Source organism: Phycicoccus sp., assembly GCF_035325325.1.
Classification (GTDB): Bacteria; Actinomycetota; Actinomycetes; order Actinomycetales; family Dermatophilaceae; genus Phycicoccus.
The window spans coordinates 74,084-89,682 of record NZ_DAOLAC010000003.1; the positions used below are offsets into that span (position 1 = coordinate 74,084).

The 15,599-nt window shown below is 68.3% G+C and carries 13 protein-coding genes; 6 read left to right on the forward strand and 7 right to left on the reverse strand.

All coding sequences use genetic code 11. From position 1 onward, the window contains the following. Nucleotides 1–6: 6 nt before the first annotated feature. Nucleotides 7–1,275 carry a M20 family metallopeptidase gene (locus tag PKA89_RS03345; RefSeq protein ID WP_324416598.1) on the reverse strand — a complete coding sequence of 423 codons (1,269 nt, stop codon included), beginning with the start codon at nucleotides 1,273–1,275 and terminating at the stop codon, nucleotides 7–9. 147 nt (nucleotides 1,276–1,422) lie between these two features. On the opposite strand from PKA89_RS03345, the gene PKA89_RS03350 reads away from it, so the two are divergent. From PKA89_RS03350 to PKA89_RS03365, 4 genes are all read left to right on the forward strand, one after another. Beyond that, a complete protein-coding gene (locus PKA89_RS03350) occupies nucleotides 1,423–3,399 on the forward strand; it encodes a primary-amine oxidase (RefSeq protein ID WP_324416600.1) in 1,977 nt (658 codons plus the stop codon). A 159-nt stretch (nucleotides 3,400–3,558) separates the two neighbouring features. Next, on the forward strand, nucleotides 3,559–4,944 hold the full coding sequence (locus PKA89_RS03355) for an APC family permease (protein WP_324416602.1): 1,386 nt from the start codon (nucleotides 3,559–3,561) through the stop codon (nucleotides 4,942–4,944). A gap of 122 nt (nucleotides 4,945–5,066) precedes the next feature. Continuing rightward, nucleotides 5,067–5,984 carry a pyridoxal 5'-phosphate synthase lyase subunit PdxS gene (pdxS, locus tag PKA89_RS03360; RefSeq protein ID WP_324416604.1) on the forward strand — a complete coding sequence of 306 codons (918 nt, stop codon included), beginning with the start codon at nucleotides 5,067–5,069 and terminating at the stop codon, nucleotides 5,982–5,984. 1,049 nt (nucleotides 5,985–7,033) lie between these two features. Then, nucleotides 7,034–8,515 (forward strand): hypothetical protein, encoded by a 1,482-nt coding sequence (locus tag PKA89_RS03365; protein ID WP_324416606.1) that lies wholly within the window; start codon nucleotides 7,034–7,036, stop codon nucleotides 8,513–8,515. Nucleotides 8,516–8,704: 189 nt separating this feature from the next. Here the strand turns inward: PKA89_RS03365 and PKA89_RS03370 are convergent, their stop codons facing one another. After that, complete coding sequence (locus tag PKA89_RS03370) at nucleotides 8,705–9,604, reverse strand: LysR family transcriptional regulator (protein ID WP_324416608.1); 900 nt, start codon at nucleotides 9,602–9,604, stop codon at nucleotides 8,705–8,707. 71 nt (nucleotides 9,605–9,675) lie between these two features. On the opposite strand from PKA89_RS03370, the gene PKA89_RS03375 reads away from it, so the two are divergent. Continuing rightward, nucleotides 9,676–10,698 (forward strand): pyridoxal-phosphate dependent enzyme, encoded by a 1,023-nt coding sequence (locus PKA89_RS03375; protein WP_324416610.1) that lies wholly within the window; start codon nucleotides 9,676–9,678, stop codon nucleotides 10,696–10,698. Then, nucleotides 10,695–11,858 carry an amidohydrolase gene (locus PKA89_RS03380; RefSeq protein WP_324416612.1) on the forward strand — a complete coding sequence of 388 codons (1,164 nt, stop codon included), beginning with the start codon at nucleotides 10,695–10,697 and terminating at the stop codon, nucleotides 11,856–11,858. Before PKA89_RS03375 ends, PKA89_RS03380 begins: the two co-directional genes overlap by 4 nt. Nucleotides 11,859–12,216: 358 nt before the next feature. On the opposite strand, the gene PKA89_RS03385 is transcribed toward PKA89_RS03380, so the two are convergent. From PKA89_RS03385 to PKA89_RS03405, 5 genes are all read right to left on the reverse strand, one after another. Beyond that, complete coding sequence (locus tag PKA89_RS03385) at nucleotides 12,217–12,735, reverse strand: dsRBD fold-containing protein (protein ID WP_324416614.1); 519 nt, start codon at nucleotides 12,733–12,735, stop codon at nucleotides 12,217–12,219. Between the two features lie 140 nt (nucleotides 12,736–12,875). Further along, nucleotides 12,876–13,259, reverse strand: coding sequence for a hypothetical protein (locus PKA89_RS03390; RefSeq protein WP_324416616.1), 384 nt, complete (start codon nucleotides 13,257–13,259; stop codon nucleotides 12,876–12,878). A 267-nt stretch (nucleotides 13,260–13,526) separates the two neighbouring features. Next, a complete protein-coding gene (locus PKA89_RS03395; protein ID WP_324416618.1) occupies nucleotides 13,527–13,931 on the reverse strand; it encodes a hypothetical protein in 405 nt (134 codons plus the stop codon). 120 nt (nucleotides 13,932–14,051) lie between these two features. Beyond that, on the reverse strand, nucleotides 14,052–15,062 hold the full coding sequence (locus tag PKA89_RS03400) for a zinc-dependent alcohol dehydrogenase family protein (protein ID WP_324416620.1): 1,011 nt from the start codon (nucleotides 15,060–15,062) through the stop codon (nucleotides 14,052–14,054). A gap of 27 nt (nucleotides 15,063–15,089) precedes the next feature. Beyond that, nucleotides 15,090–15,518: an Hsp20/alpha crystallin family protein gene (locus PKA89_RS03405; protein ID WP_324416622.1), complete on the reverse strand. Its 429-nt coding sequence runs from the start codon at nucleotides 15,516–15,518 to the stop codon at nucleotides 15,090–15,092. Nucleotides 15,519–15,599: the final 81 nt, after the last annotated feature.

Consider the following 15,599-nt stretch of genomic DNA (forward strand, 5'->3'; position numbering starts at 1 on the left):
CCGCACTCAGGCACTGTCCACTGCGCGGTCCCACGGCTTGCGAGCCGGCTTGCGTGCTTCGATGTCGAGAGTGGAGCTCGCCAACTGTGCAAGTAGAGCAGCGCCGTCGGGCATGATTCCTTCGTCGAAGAACGCTTGTGGGCTGTGGTTAAACGGAGCTTCCCTGGCGTCTCCGGCCGCAGGCACGGCGGACAGTGCCACCATCGCTCCGGGCACTTCGTTCAGGACGCGCGCGAAGTCCTCAGATGCTGCAAATGGCCGTTCGAGCCCTGCGTAACGTCCGGCTCCAAACATGGCCTCGACGGTGGTCCGAGCGAAGTCGACCGCGCCTTGGCTGTTCTGGAGCAGCGGGTACCCGCCCTCCCACGTGCAGAGGGCCCGGACGCCGTGAGCGGCTGCGATTCCCTGGACCAGTGTGGCAATGGATTCTTGGACGCGACGTCGGGCCTCGGGCGAGAAGGTGCGAACGGTGGCGTCGAAGTACGCGGACTCCGAAATGGTGTTCCGCTGATGTCCAGCGTGGAGGCTCCCGACCGTGACGACGACTGGATCAAAGATGTCGAACTTCCTGGTGACCATTGTCTGCAGCGCCACCACCATCTCGGCGATCGCGACGACTGGGTCGTTGGCGCGGTGAGGTGTCGAGCCGTGCCCACCGCTTCCGCGCACCACAACCTTGAGGTCATCGGAGGCAGACATGAACGCCCCGGGCCGCGTGGAGAACTGGCCGCTCGGGATCGCGCTGGAGAATACGTGGAGGGCGAACGCCGCCTTCACCCGGGAGCCAGCGGCGTCCAGTACACCCTCGCGCAGCATGTTGCTTGCGCCATCGTGTCCCTCTTCGCCAGGCTGAAACATGAACACGACGTCACCCCGCATCTGATCCCGCCTCTCGGAGAGTAGCCGGGCGGCCCCGATGCACATCGCCATGTGGAGGTCGTGGCCGCATGCGTGCATGCGGTTCTCCACCAGGGACCGGAATGGCGTGTCCAGCTCCTCGTCGACGGGCAGTGCATCCATGTCGGAACGGAGCAGCACCGCTGGCCTCGGCTCGGTACGGGAATCCTTTGGCGACTCCTGTCCGCGAAGCACGGCGACGACGGAGGTGAGGCTCTCGCCCAAAGTTATCTCGAGAGGGAGATCCGCAAGCTCGGTCAGCAGCAGTTCCTGAGTCTGTGGGAGCTGGAGGCCTAGTTCTGGGACCTGATGGAACCGTCGACGAATCCGGCTCAGCTCGTCGGACAGGTCCGCTGCCGCCGCGACCAGATCGAACACCTACTGCCTCGATTCTCGCATCAGTTGCGAAGAAAAAGTTTCGGAGAGCGCTTGCGTGGGCGCCGGGTCACCCCATACCGTTCACCTTACCAATCGTTTGGCAACCGGCACAACGCCGTCAGGCCGACAAGGATCAGAGGGAAGTCGATGACTCTCACGAACGAGAACCGACTGGAGACCGCGGCTGTTGCAGGCCCCGCCGATGTACTGGCGAGCCTGGGTGCTGAGGAGATCCGCGCGGCGAGAGCGCATGTCGCTGCTGCGATCGACTTGGACGACCACAGCCGATTCGTGTACGTCGGCCTCATCGAGCCCTCGAAGTATGAGGTGCTCGATTACGAGAGCGGCGTCGGCGCCAAGCCCGACCGCATCGTCCGAGTGATGCTCCTGAACGTGTCATCTGGCGAGGCTCGGGACCTGCGGATAAACCTTACCTCTGCGGCGGTCATTCAAAACGAGCTCATCGACGGGGCCAAAGGTCACCTGCCGCTCCTGGAGGAGGAGCCGTGGCTCGTCGACCCGATCCTGCGCCAGGACGTCGAGTGGTGCGCCGCGGTCGAGAAGCGCGGGCTGGATCCTCAGGGGGTTATCGCCTGCGCGCTCTCGCCCGGATACTACGAGGACAACGGGGAGGCGGGCCACCGTGTCATTCGTTGCCTGGGCTTCTATCAGGAGAACCCAACGGACAGTGTTTGGGCGCGGCCCCTCGACGGCCTGTGCGCGTTCGTCGACACGATCGAGAAGTCGGTCATCGCCGTGGTGGACCATGAGATGATCCCGGTCCCCACCGAGACGGCCAACTTCCACCTTGCGGAGTACCGCGGGCCGGACATGGACACCCTCAAGCCGATCGAGATCACCCAGCCCGAAGGGCCCTCGTTCAAAGTGAAGGGCTCGCAGGTCGAATGGGCCAACTGGAAGGTCCGCCTCAGTTTCGATGCCCGCGAAGGTCTTATTGTTCGGCAACTGAGCTATAACGACGCGGGTGAGGACCGCCCCGTCATGTTCCGAGGCTCCATTGCAGAGATGGTGGTGCCCTACGCGGATCCGTCGCCGGCCCGCTACTGGCAGAACTACTTCGACACCGGCGAGTACCTCTTCGGGCGCTACGCCAACTCACTTCGCCTCGGATGTGACTGCCTGGGCGAGATCCACTACTTCGATGCAGTCATCGCTGATGCTCAGGGCGAGCCGAACACCATCGAGAACGCCATCTGCATGCACGAAGAGGACTACGGCACCTTGTGGAAGCACAACGATATGTACACCGGTGCCTCTGATGTTCGACGCCAGCGCAGGCTCGTGATCAGCTTCTTCACCACTGTTGGCAACTACGACTACGGCTTCTACTGGTACCTGTACCTCGACGGCACCGTGGAATGTGAGGCCAAGCTCACTGGCGTTCTGTTTCCCGCGGGCTATCCGCGGGAAGGGTTCCCCTACGCCTCGCAGGTCGCTCCCGGCGTTGGCGCCCCCTACCACCAGCACATGTTTAGTGCACGTCTGGACATGATGGTTGACGGCGTCGAGAACACCGTCGTGGAGGTCGACGCTCAGCGCGTCCCCATGGGACCGGAGAACCCTTACGGCAATGCCTTCACTAACAAGGCGACCGTTGTGCGTGAAGAGTCCGAAGGTGCTCGCCTCGCAGACGCAACGGTCGGTCGTACCTGGCACATCGTCAATCGCAACCGAACTAACCACGTCGGGCAGCCCACTGCCTACGTGCTCTATCCCGAACAGTCTCCAGTCCTGCTTGCCGACGAGAAGTCGGGCATCGCCAAGCGAGCCGCCTACACGACGAAACAACTCTGGGTGTCCGCCTACGACCCCGAGGAGCGCTACCCAGCGGGCGATCTGGTGAACCAGCACCCCGGCGGGGCCGGCCTTCCGGCCTACATGGCTGGCAACCGGCCCCTTGAGCAGGCCGACGTCGTGCTATGGCACACATTCGGTGTAACCCACTTTCCCCGGCCCGAGGATTGGCCCGTCATGCCTGTGGACTACGTCAAGTTCAAGCTGAAGCCGCACGGCTTCTTTGACCAAAACCCGGTCCTAAACATCCCCGAGAGCGCCGGCAAGCACTGCGGCAGCGCTTCGATGAGCGATACGACCTGTCACTAACCGCTTCTCCAAACGACAGCCATCAGTACCAGGAAAACAGCAGTCCCCGTCGGCCCGCGAAATTAGTCATGCAAGGCGGCTCTGGCCGGCTTGCGCCCAAACCTCGCAACCGTGTGGCCGAAAACCTAGGTCCGCGACACACATCACTTGGAGCACGAAATGTCCCAGATCGACACCACGCCTCAGATGAAGCAGACCTTGGGCCTGCGCGCGGTCGTCTTCTTCGGCCTGGCCTATATGGGCCCGCTCATCGGCATCGGCGTGTTTGGCGTCATCGCAACCGAGAGCTCCGGGGCTCCCGCGGGCTCAATGCTGCTCGCGACCGCCGCCATCTTGTTGACGGCTCTAAGTTACGGGAAGATGGCAAAACACTTTCCGGCGTCCGGTTCGGCGTACACCTACGTGCGAAAGACTATCGGCGCGAAGCTGGGGTTCATGGTCGGGTGGGCGATCCTGCTTGACTACCTCTTCATTCCGCTGGTCATTTGGCTGGTCGGCGCTGTCTATCTTGAGGCCGAGTTCCCTTCGATGCCAAAGGTTGCTTGGCTGACGATTTTCATCGTGGCCTCAACCGTGATCAACATCATTGGGATCAAGGTCGCTGACAGGGTCAACGTGGCCGCTATCGTCTTTCAAGTTTCCATCCTCGGCATCTACATCCTCCTCGCTCTGCGTCGCATCCTCTCCGACGACGGAGGCGGCGCCCTGTTCTCGCTCGACCCGTTGCTCGGCGTCCAGGAGAGCCTAGGCCCGATCGCCTCCGGTGCAGCTATTGCGGCCTACGTATTCCTGGGGTTTGACGCCGTGAGCACGCTGAGTGAAGAGACGAAGAACGCCGAGAAGAACATCCCGCGCGGCATTATCCTTGTCGCGTTGGTGGGGGGTGCCATATTCGTGACCGTCATCTACCTTCTGAGCATCATTGAACCGGGCGTCCCGCTCAACGCAGACACAGCAGGGTCGGACATAGCCAAGACCATCGGCGGCGACCTCTTCGCCTCGTTCTTCCTTGCGGCAATCATCTCGCAGCAGTTCAACGCTGGCATTGCAGCTCAGGCAAGCACCGCGCGACTGACCTATGCGATGGGCCGCGATGGCCTGTTCCCTCGAAGCATCTTCGGCAAGCTCTCGGCACGCTTTTTGACGCCGGTCTACGGGATTCTCGTTTGCGGCATGATCGGGTTCGGAGCAGCATTCCTCTCGCTGTCGACCTCGACCTCGTTCATCAACTTCGGGGCTTTCCTTGGCTTCACCATGGTCAACGTCGCCGTCATCGCCTATTACATCCGCAACCGCGATCGGCTCAAGCTTAACCCGCTGCAGTACGTCATCCTTCCGCTCGCGGGCGCCGCCGTAGACATCTACCTGCTGACCGCTCTGGACGGTCGCGCACAGCTAGTCGGTGGAATCTGGCTGGCACTTGGCTTCGGTTGGCTTCTCGTCCTCACCCGCGGATCCAGCCGCCCCCCCCCCGAGATGCACATGGAGGGTGCCGCAGCCCCCGCCGTTCGCGCGGCCAACCAGACCGCACGTAGCGAGACCTAACTCGGTGACCCCGACGTTCAGCTGCTCGCCCCCTAATCACACTCACTGGTCTCGGTTCCGACAGACCGGCAAGCGACACGACCGAGGAGGACCGCATGGACTCGAACGGTTCCAGGATCGCCGTGAACGATTCTGTCCTCAGCGACAACCCCAGGGCCACCACGGTCGGCACCACCGGCGTCAAGCGCGGCATGGCCGAGATGCTCAAGGGCGGGGTCATCATGGACGTCGTCAACGCCGAGCAGGCGAAGATCGCCGAGGACGCCGGCGCCGTCGCCGTCATGGCCCTCGAGCGGGTCCCCGCCGACATCCGCGCCCAGGGCGGGGTGTCGCGGATGAGCGACCCCGACATGATCGACGGCATCGTCGCGACGGTCTCCATCCCCGTCATGGCCAAGGCCCGCATCGGGCACTTCGTCGAGGCCCAGGTCCTCCAGGCCCTCGGGGTCGACTACATCGACGAGTCCGAGGTCCTCACCCCGGCCGACTACGCCAACCACATCGACAAGTGGGCCTTCACCGTCCCCTTCGTCTGCGGTGCGACCAACCTCGGCGAGGCCCTGCGCCGGATCACCGAGGGCGCGGCGATGATCCGCTCCAAGGGCGAGGCCGGCACCGGCGACGTCTCCAACGCCACCACCCACATGCGCCGGATCCGCCAGGAGATCCGCCGCCTGCAGAACCTCCCCGAGGACGAGCTGTACGTCGCCGCCAAGGAGCTCCAGGCGCCGTTCGACCTCGTCAAGGAGGTCGCCACCGCGGGCAAGCTCCCCGTCGTGCTCTTCACCGCCGGTGGCATCGCCACCCCGGCCGACGCCGCGATGATGATGCAGCTCGGCGCCGAGGGCGTGTTCGTCGGCTCGGGCATCTTCAAGTCAGGCAACCCGGCCCAGCGCGCCGAGGCGATCGTCCAGGCGACGACCTTCCACGACGACCCCGACGTCATCGCCAAGGTCTCGCGCGGCCTCGGCGAGGCGATGGTCGGAATCAACGTCGACGAGATCCCGCAGCCGCACCGCCTCGCCGAGCGCGGCTGGTGACGGTCGACTTCGGCCGCCTCATTCGAGGATTGCAGTCACCAGCGTCCCCTTGGCAACGGCCGGCATACCAGCGCCGCGCTCGGTCGTGAGCAAAGACCCCGGCACTATTTCCGTCTTCTTCGTTGCGGGAGGGACTGGGATCTCTGCAGAGACTCTCGGCAACCGCAAGTGTTGAACGACCCCGCATGAGATGAATCGATGAAGTTGAGATCTCCAGACCCTGGGGGCACTCAATGCATGAATCGGTTCAGCGAGGGACGCGCTCGGCTGTGGGCATAGAGGCCCAGCACTGGCCGTTCCGGCAATCAGCTCGCCTCGAACACGCTGTTGTGGTGTCCAGGGTGTAGGGACCCCTCCCAGAGCGCGATGCCTCAGGCAGCCAACCATGTGGCAACCGCAGAGCGAGTTCGTGTGATTGCTCCGCGCGGTCTATCTCTGGAATCTGATGACGATGGGTCCAATGCGAGGACTGCGGCTTAGCGTCGCCACTCGCACGCGGACAGCACGGACCCGCGCTCCTTGAGCCGCGCCAGGCTTGTCCCTTTGGGTGACCGGCGCCCATCCACAGGTGGCACAGCGCGTCCTCACTATCCACAGGTCTTGCCCTTGGACCGGTGGGCTGCTTCCGTGCCGTTCATCGTGATGAGGCGCGAGGGCGGTTGACCCTCAACGGCGGTGATTTGGCCTAGGGGGGTCATGAGGACTGACAAAGAAAATGCAGTGCGGGCAGCTCGGCGTGGGGATGGGTTGAAGGCCTTGGTCCAGGCTCTTCAGGCGGTCGGAGACGCGGCGTCGGAGGCCACCTCCGCCGGAGGCGACATCCGGCTGCATGTGATCGCCTGTCGCGCCCACCACCTCGCCAACCATCTGGCTCAGAAGGACGACGTCGTGGTGGGCGCACCAAGTGCGTCTGAGAGGGCGCAGGACCTGCATGAGGCCGCGCAGGAGCTCAGACGGCAGGTGGTTTCGCTCGCGGGTGGCCAGCCGGGCATCCGCCCGGTTCTCGTCCAAGCGCGTGGGCTGGTTCTGTTGGCCGATGCGATTCGGCGATGAGCGAGCGCGACGCCCGCAGCGTGGGCGAGCTGTTGCTGGAGGGTGACCTGGCCATGCGCCGGCTACTAGTGGATGCCGAGCGGCTCGACGTCGCAGAGTTGACGGCCGCCCTTCCATCACTGCTCCGGGCGGCCGAGGAGTTCGTCGGCGTGCTACCGCGTCGTGGTTCAGCGCCGGGCCAGGGCCTGCCGTCGATTGCGCCTGACCCTTCGCTCGGCCGGCTGCGCGCCGTCACCGACCGAATGGAGCGCCTCCGGGGTACCCGTGAGTGGCTGTCCTCGGCGCCTCCGAGCCCTCAACTGTCGGCGGTGAGGGACAACCTGCTTCGGGCCCGCGACTTGGTGGTGGAGCATCACCATGCTCAAGCCGTCCCTCGGCCCGACGTTCTCGCTGATGGAGCGGCGGCGCGGGCGCGAGTCATGCACACGCTGTATGTGTCCGCCCACGCTGTGGTCCTCGCAGCCCGGCACTCCGCGCTCGATAGAAGCGCGGGTGCACGCCGGCGTCCGGCATGGCGAGACCGAGAAGTCGGTGCCTTGGGGGCGATTCAGCATCTCGCGGAGTCACTGGAGCAGTTGGCCGGGGAGGAGGTTCGCCGGACCTTCCCCTCTGCGTCGCGCGGAGAGTGGCGAGAGCTTCCGAACCCCTCGCGCCTTCGGGAGAGCATGGGCGCTTGGGAGGTTGAAGCCCGTCGCTCGTTGTCAGGTAATGCGACACCAGCGGACCGTGCCGAGGTGGTTCGGGTGCAGGGTGCGATTCTGGCAATGGGCCGAGTGTTGCTGGGCGTGGCCGCGCACCAAGGCGTGATCGACCGAGACGGCTTTCGGGATCTGGTCGAGCCCAGCCTGCTCGAGGTCGAGGCCCGAGTCGGTGAAGTCCGCGGGATGGTGCAGGACCTTGCAACTCGGGGTTCAGGGGGCCTCGATCACCGTCTTGCTCGGGCAGGCTCGGAGGTTGTACTGGCTCACACCGAGCTCGTCTTGGACGGAACGGGGGCCGCTTCGCCGGCCGTGATTGCTCGGCGCACCGACCTGCGCGCGATTTCCAGCGACGTCGCGGATGCCCTTCCCGCAGCCGTTGGCGTCCTCAGCGAACTCGGCACTTCCCTGACTGACCCAGCCTTGGTGACCAACGCCGTGGGGCTCCAGCACCTGATCAACCGGCTCGAGCGGGGACAGGGCCCCCGGCTTGAGAGTCCAATGACTCCGTGGGTCGCGCCCAGGGACCTCGCCCTCGGCCGGAGTGTTCCACCACCCGACTGGGTTCGCGCCGAGATCGACGGTGCAGTGGAAGCGGCATTCAGGGCTCTGTCGGTCGCGATCACCGCGAGCACTTCCGTCGGTCTTGGTGGACGTGAGCACTTTCGCGATGTGACGGGGGAGGGATCGCCGTCGGCACTCCGGCCTCCCGCTGGTCGGCTTGGCCTTGGGCAGGGAAGGTCTCCAGGGCCCGCTGACCCAGGGGTCGCCCGCATGTAGCGGAACGTCCGGCCGGGCCTTGGTGAAGGTCATCGGACGCGCCAGCGAACGCCATTGATACAGCGCGAGCCTGCTCGCCCCGGTTCCGGCTCATTGATGCGGCCGTCGGTGTCGGGCACCCAGCGCGTCTGCACGACGTCCTTCGACGGTTCGCACGACGCTGAGTGTCACGGCCAACAGCGCTCCTGCTCAGGCAGTGGCTGCTGTCTTAAGGGCTTGGTGCGTCGCGGCGATGCGTGGGTGCTCGCGGCTGCCGACGCGGATGGCGGTCAGGATGCGCCGGTGGGGGCGCCCGGGGAGTGCATGGGTGACGACGCCGTCGCGATGCCGTGCGTCGGCGAGGCCGGGCAGGAGGGCTGCGGCGAGCCCCTGTTCGACGACGCGGAGGTGGATCTGCAGGTCGGTGGAGGTGTAGCGGACGTCGGGTTCGAACCCGGTCGTCCGGCACAGGGCCGTGGCCCAGGCGCGGGAGGTCGTGCCGTGGGGTTCGAGGGCGAGTGGCCGGCCCGCGAGGGCTTCGAGCGTCGTGACCTCGTCCCAGGTGGCCGGGACGGCGAGCTCGAGTGGGTCGGTCGTCAGCTCGTGGAGGTCGGCGCCGGGGACGACGGGGAGGGGGTGCCCTGGGTACTCCTCGGCGAGGACGAGGTCGAAGTCTCCGGCGGCGAGTGCGGGCAGGGCGGTCTCGGGTTCGAGCTCGGTGACCTCGAGGCGGCAGTCGGGGTGCCGGTCGGCCATGAGGGTGACGGCCCGCAGGACGAGGGAGAGGATGGCGCTCTGGAAGGCGGCCACCTTAACGGTTCCGGTGACATCGCCTCGAAGCGATGCGAGGTCGGCGTGCGCCTGTTCGACCTGTGCGAGGACGACGGTGGCGTGCCTGACGAGCAGCTCGCCCTCGGGGGTGAGGCGCAGACGGCGCCCGTCGGGCTCGAGGAGGCGGGCTCCCGCTTCGCGTTCGAGCACGGTCAGCTGCTGGGACACCGCGGAAGGGCTGAACGACAGGGCCTGGGCGACGGCCGCGATCGTGCCTCGACGCGACAGCTCGACGAGCAGGCGCAGCCGCTTGACGTCGAACACAGGCACCCCACCCATCAGATCTGCTTAACGGTTATCCTCGATTCTATGCGCTGGACCTGACGGGTGCAGTCCAGAACACTGGACGCATGACGACCTGGTTCCACAACCCCGAGGCCCGCCGTTGGCACTCCGTCGCGGGCGCGGTGACCCGCGAGTTCCACCGTGAGCTGCCCGGCTACGAGCCGACACCGCTGGTCGACCTTCCGGGCCTGGCCGCCGAGCTCGGTGTGGGGCGGGTCCTCGTCAAAGACGAGTCGATGCGCCTCGGGCTCCCGGCGTTCAAGGTGCTCGGTGCGTCCTGGGCGTGCACGAGGGTGCTCGAGCGTTCCCCGGGCGCACACCTGGTCACGGCGACCGACGGCAACCACGGTCGCGCGGTGGCGCGCATGGCCCGTCTCCTCGGCACCGCCGCCACGGTGTTCGTGCCTGCCGTGATGCTGCGCGAGACGGCCGAGCTCATCGAGACCGAGGGTGCGGAGGTCCGATGGGTCGACGGGGACTACGACGACGCGGTCCGCACCGCCGCGGAGCACGCCGCCGCCGAGGTCGGCCGAGAGCTGGTGCAGGACACCGCCTGGGAAGGCTACGAGGAGGTCCCCGGCTGGATCGTCGAGGGTTACGACACCCTGCTGGACGAGATCGACGAGCAGCTCGGCCGCGCTCCCGACCTCGTCGCCGTCCCGGTCGGGGTCGGCTCGCTGGCGCAGGCGGTTGTGGCGCACTACCGCCGACCCGCCCCCGGCGCGACTCGGGTGCTCACGGTCGAGCCCGACACCGCGGACTGCGTCATCACCAGCCTCTCGGAAGGTCGTCCCGCGAGCGTCCCCACGGCCTCCACGGTCATGGCCGGCCTGAACTGCGGGACGATCTCGAGCCTCGCCTGGCCCGTCCTGCGCGACGGGCTCGACGCCGCCGTCGTGGTCGACGACACCGCCGCCCTGCGCGCGTCCGCCGACCTCGGACGGCTCGGCGTCTCCTCCGGCGCGTGCGGCGCCGCCCCCCTGGCCGGCGTCCGTGCCGCCCTGGCCGACCCGGCCCACCGCTCCGACCTCGACCTGCCCGACGGCGCGGTCGTCGTCCTGCTCAGCACCGAAGGAGCCACCTCGTGACGCCACACCTCGACGCTCGGCTCCGGACCTGGCGCCGAGACCTCCACCGCATCCCCGAGACCGCGTTCGAGGAGCACGCCACCTCCACCTATGTCGCCGACGCGCTGGAGACCCTGGGGTTCAGCGTGAGTCGGGGCGTGGGCGGAACCGGCGTCGTCGGCTCCCTCACCCGAGGGACCTCCACCCGATCCGTCGGCCTGCGCGCCGACATGGACGCCCTCCCCATCGCCGAGGTCGAGGGCCGCACCCACGGGTCGACCCACCCCGGACGCATGCACGCCTGCGGCCACGACGGACACATGGCCATGGTCCTCGGCGCCGCCGCGACCGCAGCAGCCGACGACACCCTCGACGGCACGGTCCGCGTGATCTTCCAACCCGCCGAGGAGCCCGGCCGGGGCGCCCAGGCCATGATCGACGACGGTCTCCTCGAACGGTTTCCCCTCGACGCCCTCCACGGCCTGCACAACCTCCCCGGCATCCCCACCGGGCACCTCCACACCCGAGCCGGCGGCATCATGGCCAGCGAGGACAACTTCACCATCGTCATCACCGGCCGCGGTGGCCACGCAGCCCGGCCCGACGCCGTCGTCGACCCACTCGTCATCGGCGCGGAGATCGTCCTCGCCCTGCAGACCGTCGTCGCCCGGACGATCGACCCCGTCACTCCGGCCGTGCTCTCCTGCACCGAGTTCCACACCGATGGGGCCCGCAACGTCATCCCCGGAACCGTGACCATCACCGGCGACACCCGCAGCTTCGACCCCGCCGCGCAGACCATCCTCGAACGCCGCATCCGGGAGATCTCCCTCGGCATCGCGGCGGCCCACGGCGCCACCGCCTCCGTCGCCTACACCCACGAGTTCGCCCCCACCGTCAACGACCCCGAACGAGCGGCGCTCGCCGCCCGCGCGGCCGCCACGGCCCTGGGGGAGGACCGGGTCGACGGCACCTGCCTGCCGATCATGCCCAGCGAGGACTTCGGCGTGTTCGCCCGCCACGTCCCCTCCTGCTTCAGCTTCATCGGCAACGGCACGGACGACGCCGCCGGAGGTACACCCCTGCACAGCCGCACCTACGACTTCAACGACGACGTCCTCACCGCGGGCGTCGCCTTCTACACCGAGGTCCTCCGACAGGAGCTCACCGGACCGCGCTAACGAGCTCGTTCACCACCAAAACGAAACATCCGGACATGCCGCGATGCGGTCGGTCTTGCCGCGTTGCAGCCCCCCGGTGAGGAGGCCTAGCCTTATCGGGCGCAGCGACCATGCCGCACGATGGCTGCCGTCCAGTCCGCATATAGTCCGCAAAAAGTCCGCAAAGCGACCAACATTAGCCGGTCCTTTCCAGTTCTGGTCAACGTTGCCCACTTCGAAAAGATGCAGGTCAGACGGCATTTGCCAACCGTGCCCGGCAACTCCCAACGACACTCGGCGAAGTAGGGGTACGTTCCGCTTCAACGTCTAGCGTCGACGGGATGGGCCAGTCGGCGTCGGGCACCGCTGGCCACTGGGCTCACCGTGGTCTCAGCGCGACGTCGTGCTCTCCGGTCAGGCCCTCGATGTCGGAGGCGGCGGTCCCGAGGAGCTCGTCGGCCAGTCGGCGCAGGGCGCGGGCGACGGCCACCTCGGCACCGACCTCGGGGACGAGGGGGTCGTCCGGACCGCGAGTGCTGTGGCCGTAGCCCCGCAGGTGCTCGGGTGCCTCGGTGACGAGCACGGCATGCGCGTCCGTGTCGTCATCGGCCTCGTAGATGTGGATCCGCACGGTCCAGTCGTGGACGCGCCGGTGCGGCGCGGCGGCCGGGACGGGGGCGGCGGGGCGGCGGGCACGCGCGGCATGTGGCGTGGTGACCGGGGTGACCCGCAGGACGGAGCCGGGTCCCGGATGGACGAGGCTCTGGCTCCCGTCGTCCCACAGGACGACGAACGGTGCGGTGTGGCCCGGACCCCGGGCCTCGAGCACCTCTCCGGCGCGGGCGGGTGCGTCGCCGGCGGGCGAGAGGACGATGTGGTCCCCCGGGTTGGCATGCATGTCGATCCTCCTGCTGCGGCCGGCCGGTCGCGACACGGCGCCCGGTCGGCGGGTGGTGCACGGGCCGGAGCCCACGGTTGTGGGCGCGGGCTCCGCGACTCGTGGGGCGGCAGCCGTGTGCCGTGGCCGCCGTCGGTGGTTCAGGCGTGGCTCGCCGTCGGGGTCCCCTGGTGGGGGAGCCACCCGACGTGGTCCACCAGCTCCATCAACCAGACGACCGCGAGGGACGTCATGAAGACCGCGAGCCAGGTGGTGGCCGACGCCGACCCGGAGAGGATCAGTGCGACCACGCCGAGCGCGAGAGAGACACCGGCGACCGTCCACTCGAGCCTGCCGGTGGTGTCGAACGCGTCGCCGAGGCGGGTGACGAGGAACGCCATCGCCCCGAGGAACAGCCCGACCACCGTCATGCCCCGTTCATCCGTGGTGAACAGCGTCTGGGCATCCACGAGGAAGGCCCAGTACACGAGTCCCGCCGCGAGGAAGAGGACGGTGCCGAGAACGTCGCGCATCGTGAACTTCATCCATCTCACCTCCCTTCCCACACCTCCATCGTGGCGTGGTCGAGGACGGAGCACGAGGGACACAGGTCCCGCGACCGGTCCGCCGAGGCACTGGCGCCTGAGGCACTGGGTGCGGACGGGATGGAGGGAGGTCGCGAGGCCGAGCAACCCCAGGTGGCCGGCGACCACCGCGGCGAGCGTCCCCCTGAGGGTCACGAGGACCACTGCACCCGCGACGGCCGCGCCCAGGGCCCGGGTCGAAGGTCCCCGCTGCACCGCCGGGGCTCCTCACCCCGAGGCGAGCGCACAGGCTCGGTCGCCCAGGGCCGAGCCGACGTCCGGGTACGTCGGGTAGAGCGGCGCCACCCGGGCGAGGGCCAGCTCCGTCAGGCCGGCGGGTGAGACCGCCGCGAGCACGACGGGCACCCCGACGCGGACCGCCCGACGACGCACGAGCCCGAGCAGGCCGACGAGGAGCCGTGAGACCTCCACCCGGGAGAGGTCGGCGACCAGGACCCGGGGCCGTCGCCGCAACGCGAGCTCCACCTCGACCATGGTCGCCTCCACGCCGGCCCCCGCCGCGAGGGGAGCGGCGTGGTCCAGGGCGCCGGTCAGCGAGAGCACCACGGTGTCCTCCAGGTGGTGACGGCGGATCGTGAAGGAGCGGGACGCGCTGTCGGACTGCGTGGCCATGGGACCTCCTCGGGGTGCCCGATCCATCACAGGGTGGACACCGCGGCACGAGCCGGGAAGGGGCGGATGTCCCGGGTGGGTGCGGGTGGCCCCAGGCGCCCCGGACACGCTCGGGGGAGGTCAGGTGACGAGCACCGCGACGCCGGTCAGGGCTCCGGTCGCCACGTCGTCGAGCGCGACGTCGGCGCGGTGCATCGGGTAGGGGACGACGTGCGCGTGCACCCCGAGGCGCGAGGAGAGACGGAGCATCTCCTCGCCGTCCCTGCGGGTGTTGGCCGTCACCGACGTGAGGTGCTTCTCCAGGAAGAGGTGGCTCTGGTAGTCGAGCGCGGGGACGGGTGTCATGTGGATGCCGGCCGTCACCAGCGTGCCGCCACGGTCGAGCGCCGCCAGGGCGACGGGGACCAGCTCACCGGCCGGCGCGAAGAGGATGGCGGCGTCGAGCGGGACGGGTGGGGGCTGGTGGATCGACGACGCCGAGGCGACGCCGAGGTCGAGGGCGAGCCGCCGGGCGGCCTCTCCCCGCGTGAGGACGTGGACCTCCGCGCCCTGCGCGACGGCGAGCTGGGTCACGAGGTGGGCGCTGGCGCCGAAGCCGTAGATCCCGAGCCGACCGCCGGGGGGCAGGTTCGCTCGACGGAGGCAGCGGTACCCGATGACGCCGGCGCAGAGCAGGGCGGCGGCCTGCTCCGCGGGGAGACCGTCCGGAACGGGGTAGGCGTACGCGGCCGGGACGGTCGCGAACTCGGCGTAGCCTCCGTCGACGTCCCAGCCGGTGAACCTCGCCTCGGGGCAGAGGTTCTCGGCACCGTCGCGGCACCACCGGCATTCCCCGCAGGTGGCGCGCAGCCACGGGATCCCCACCCGGTCCCCGGGCCGGAAGCGGTGGACCCGGCGGGAGGCGACGACGGTGCCGACGACCTCGTGGCCGGGAACGACACCGGGGCGCCGGACCGGCAGGTCGCCGTCGGCGACGTGCAGGTCGGTGCGGCAGACACCGCACGCCTCGACGCGGACGAGCACCTCCCCGTCGAGCGGCTCCGGCACGGGACGGGAGACCGGCCGGAGCCGCTCGTCACGGCCCGGGTGCCCGGCGGCCGCCCACGCGGTCATCCGTCCCCGGTCGGACACGGCGCCTCGCCTCCTCGGTCGGGTCGCTCAGGCGTCGCCGCCGCGCACGACGGGGATGGTGACGGGCTCCGGCGAGCCCACGTGGAGCGGCACGCGCACCTCGAGCACGCCGTCGGTGTAGGACGCCTTCACCTCGTCGGGCTGGACGTCGTGGGGGAGCCGGAGGCTCCGGGTGAAGGCGCCGTAGTGGAACTCGTGGTGGGTCTTCTCCCTCTCCTCCTCGCGGCGTTCGCCGCGGATGGTCAGCAGGTCTCCCTCGATGTTCAACGTGACGTCCTTGTCCGGGTCGATGCCGGGCATCTCGGCGCGCAGGACGTAGGTGCCGTCCTCGGTGAAGTCCTCGACCCGGACGTAGGGGGTCAGCCCCAGGCCGCGGAGTCCGAGGGTGGTGCCGGAGTCGAGCCAGTCGAGCAGCTCGGAGACCGGGCTGGACGGACGACGGGTCAGCGTGCTCATGTCGGTCCTCCTCGATCGTGCGGCGCGACGGTCGTGCCGCACGTCAATCGTGGGCAGCCAGACGGGACGTCGGAAGGGGCG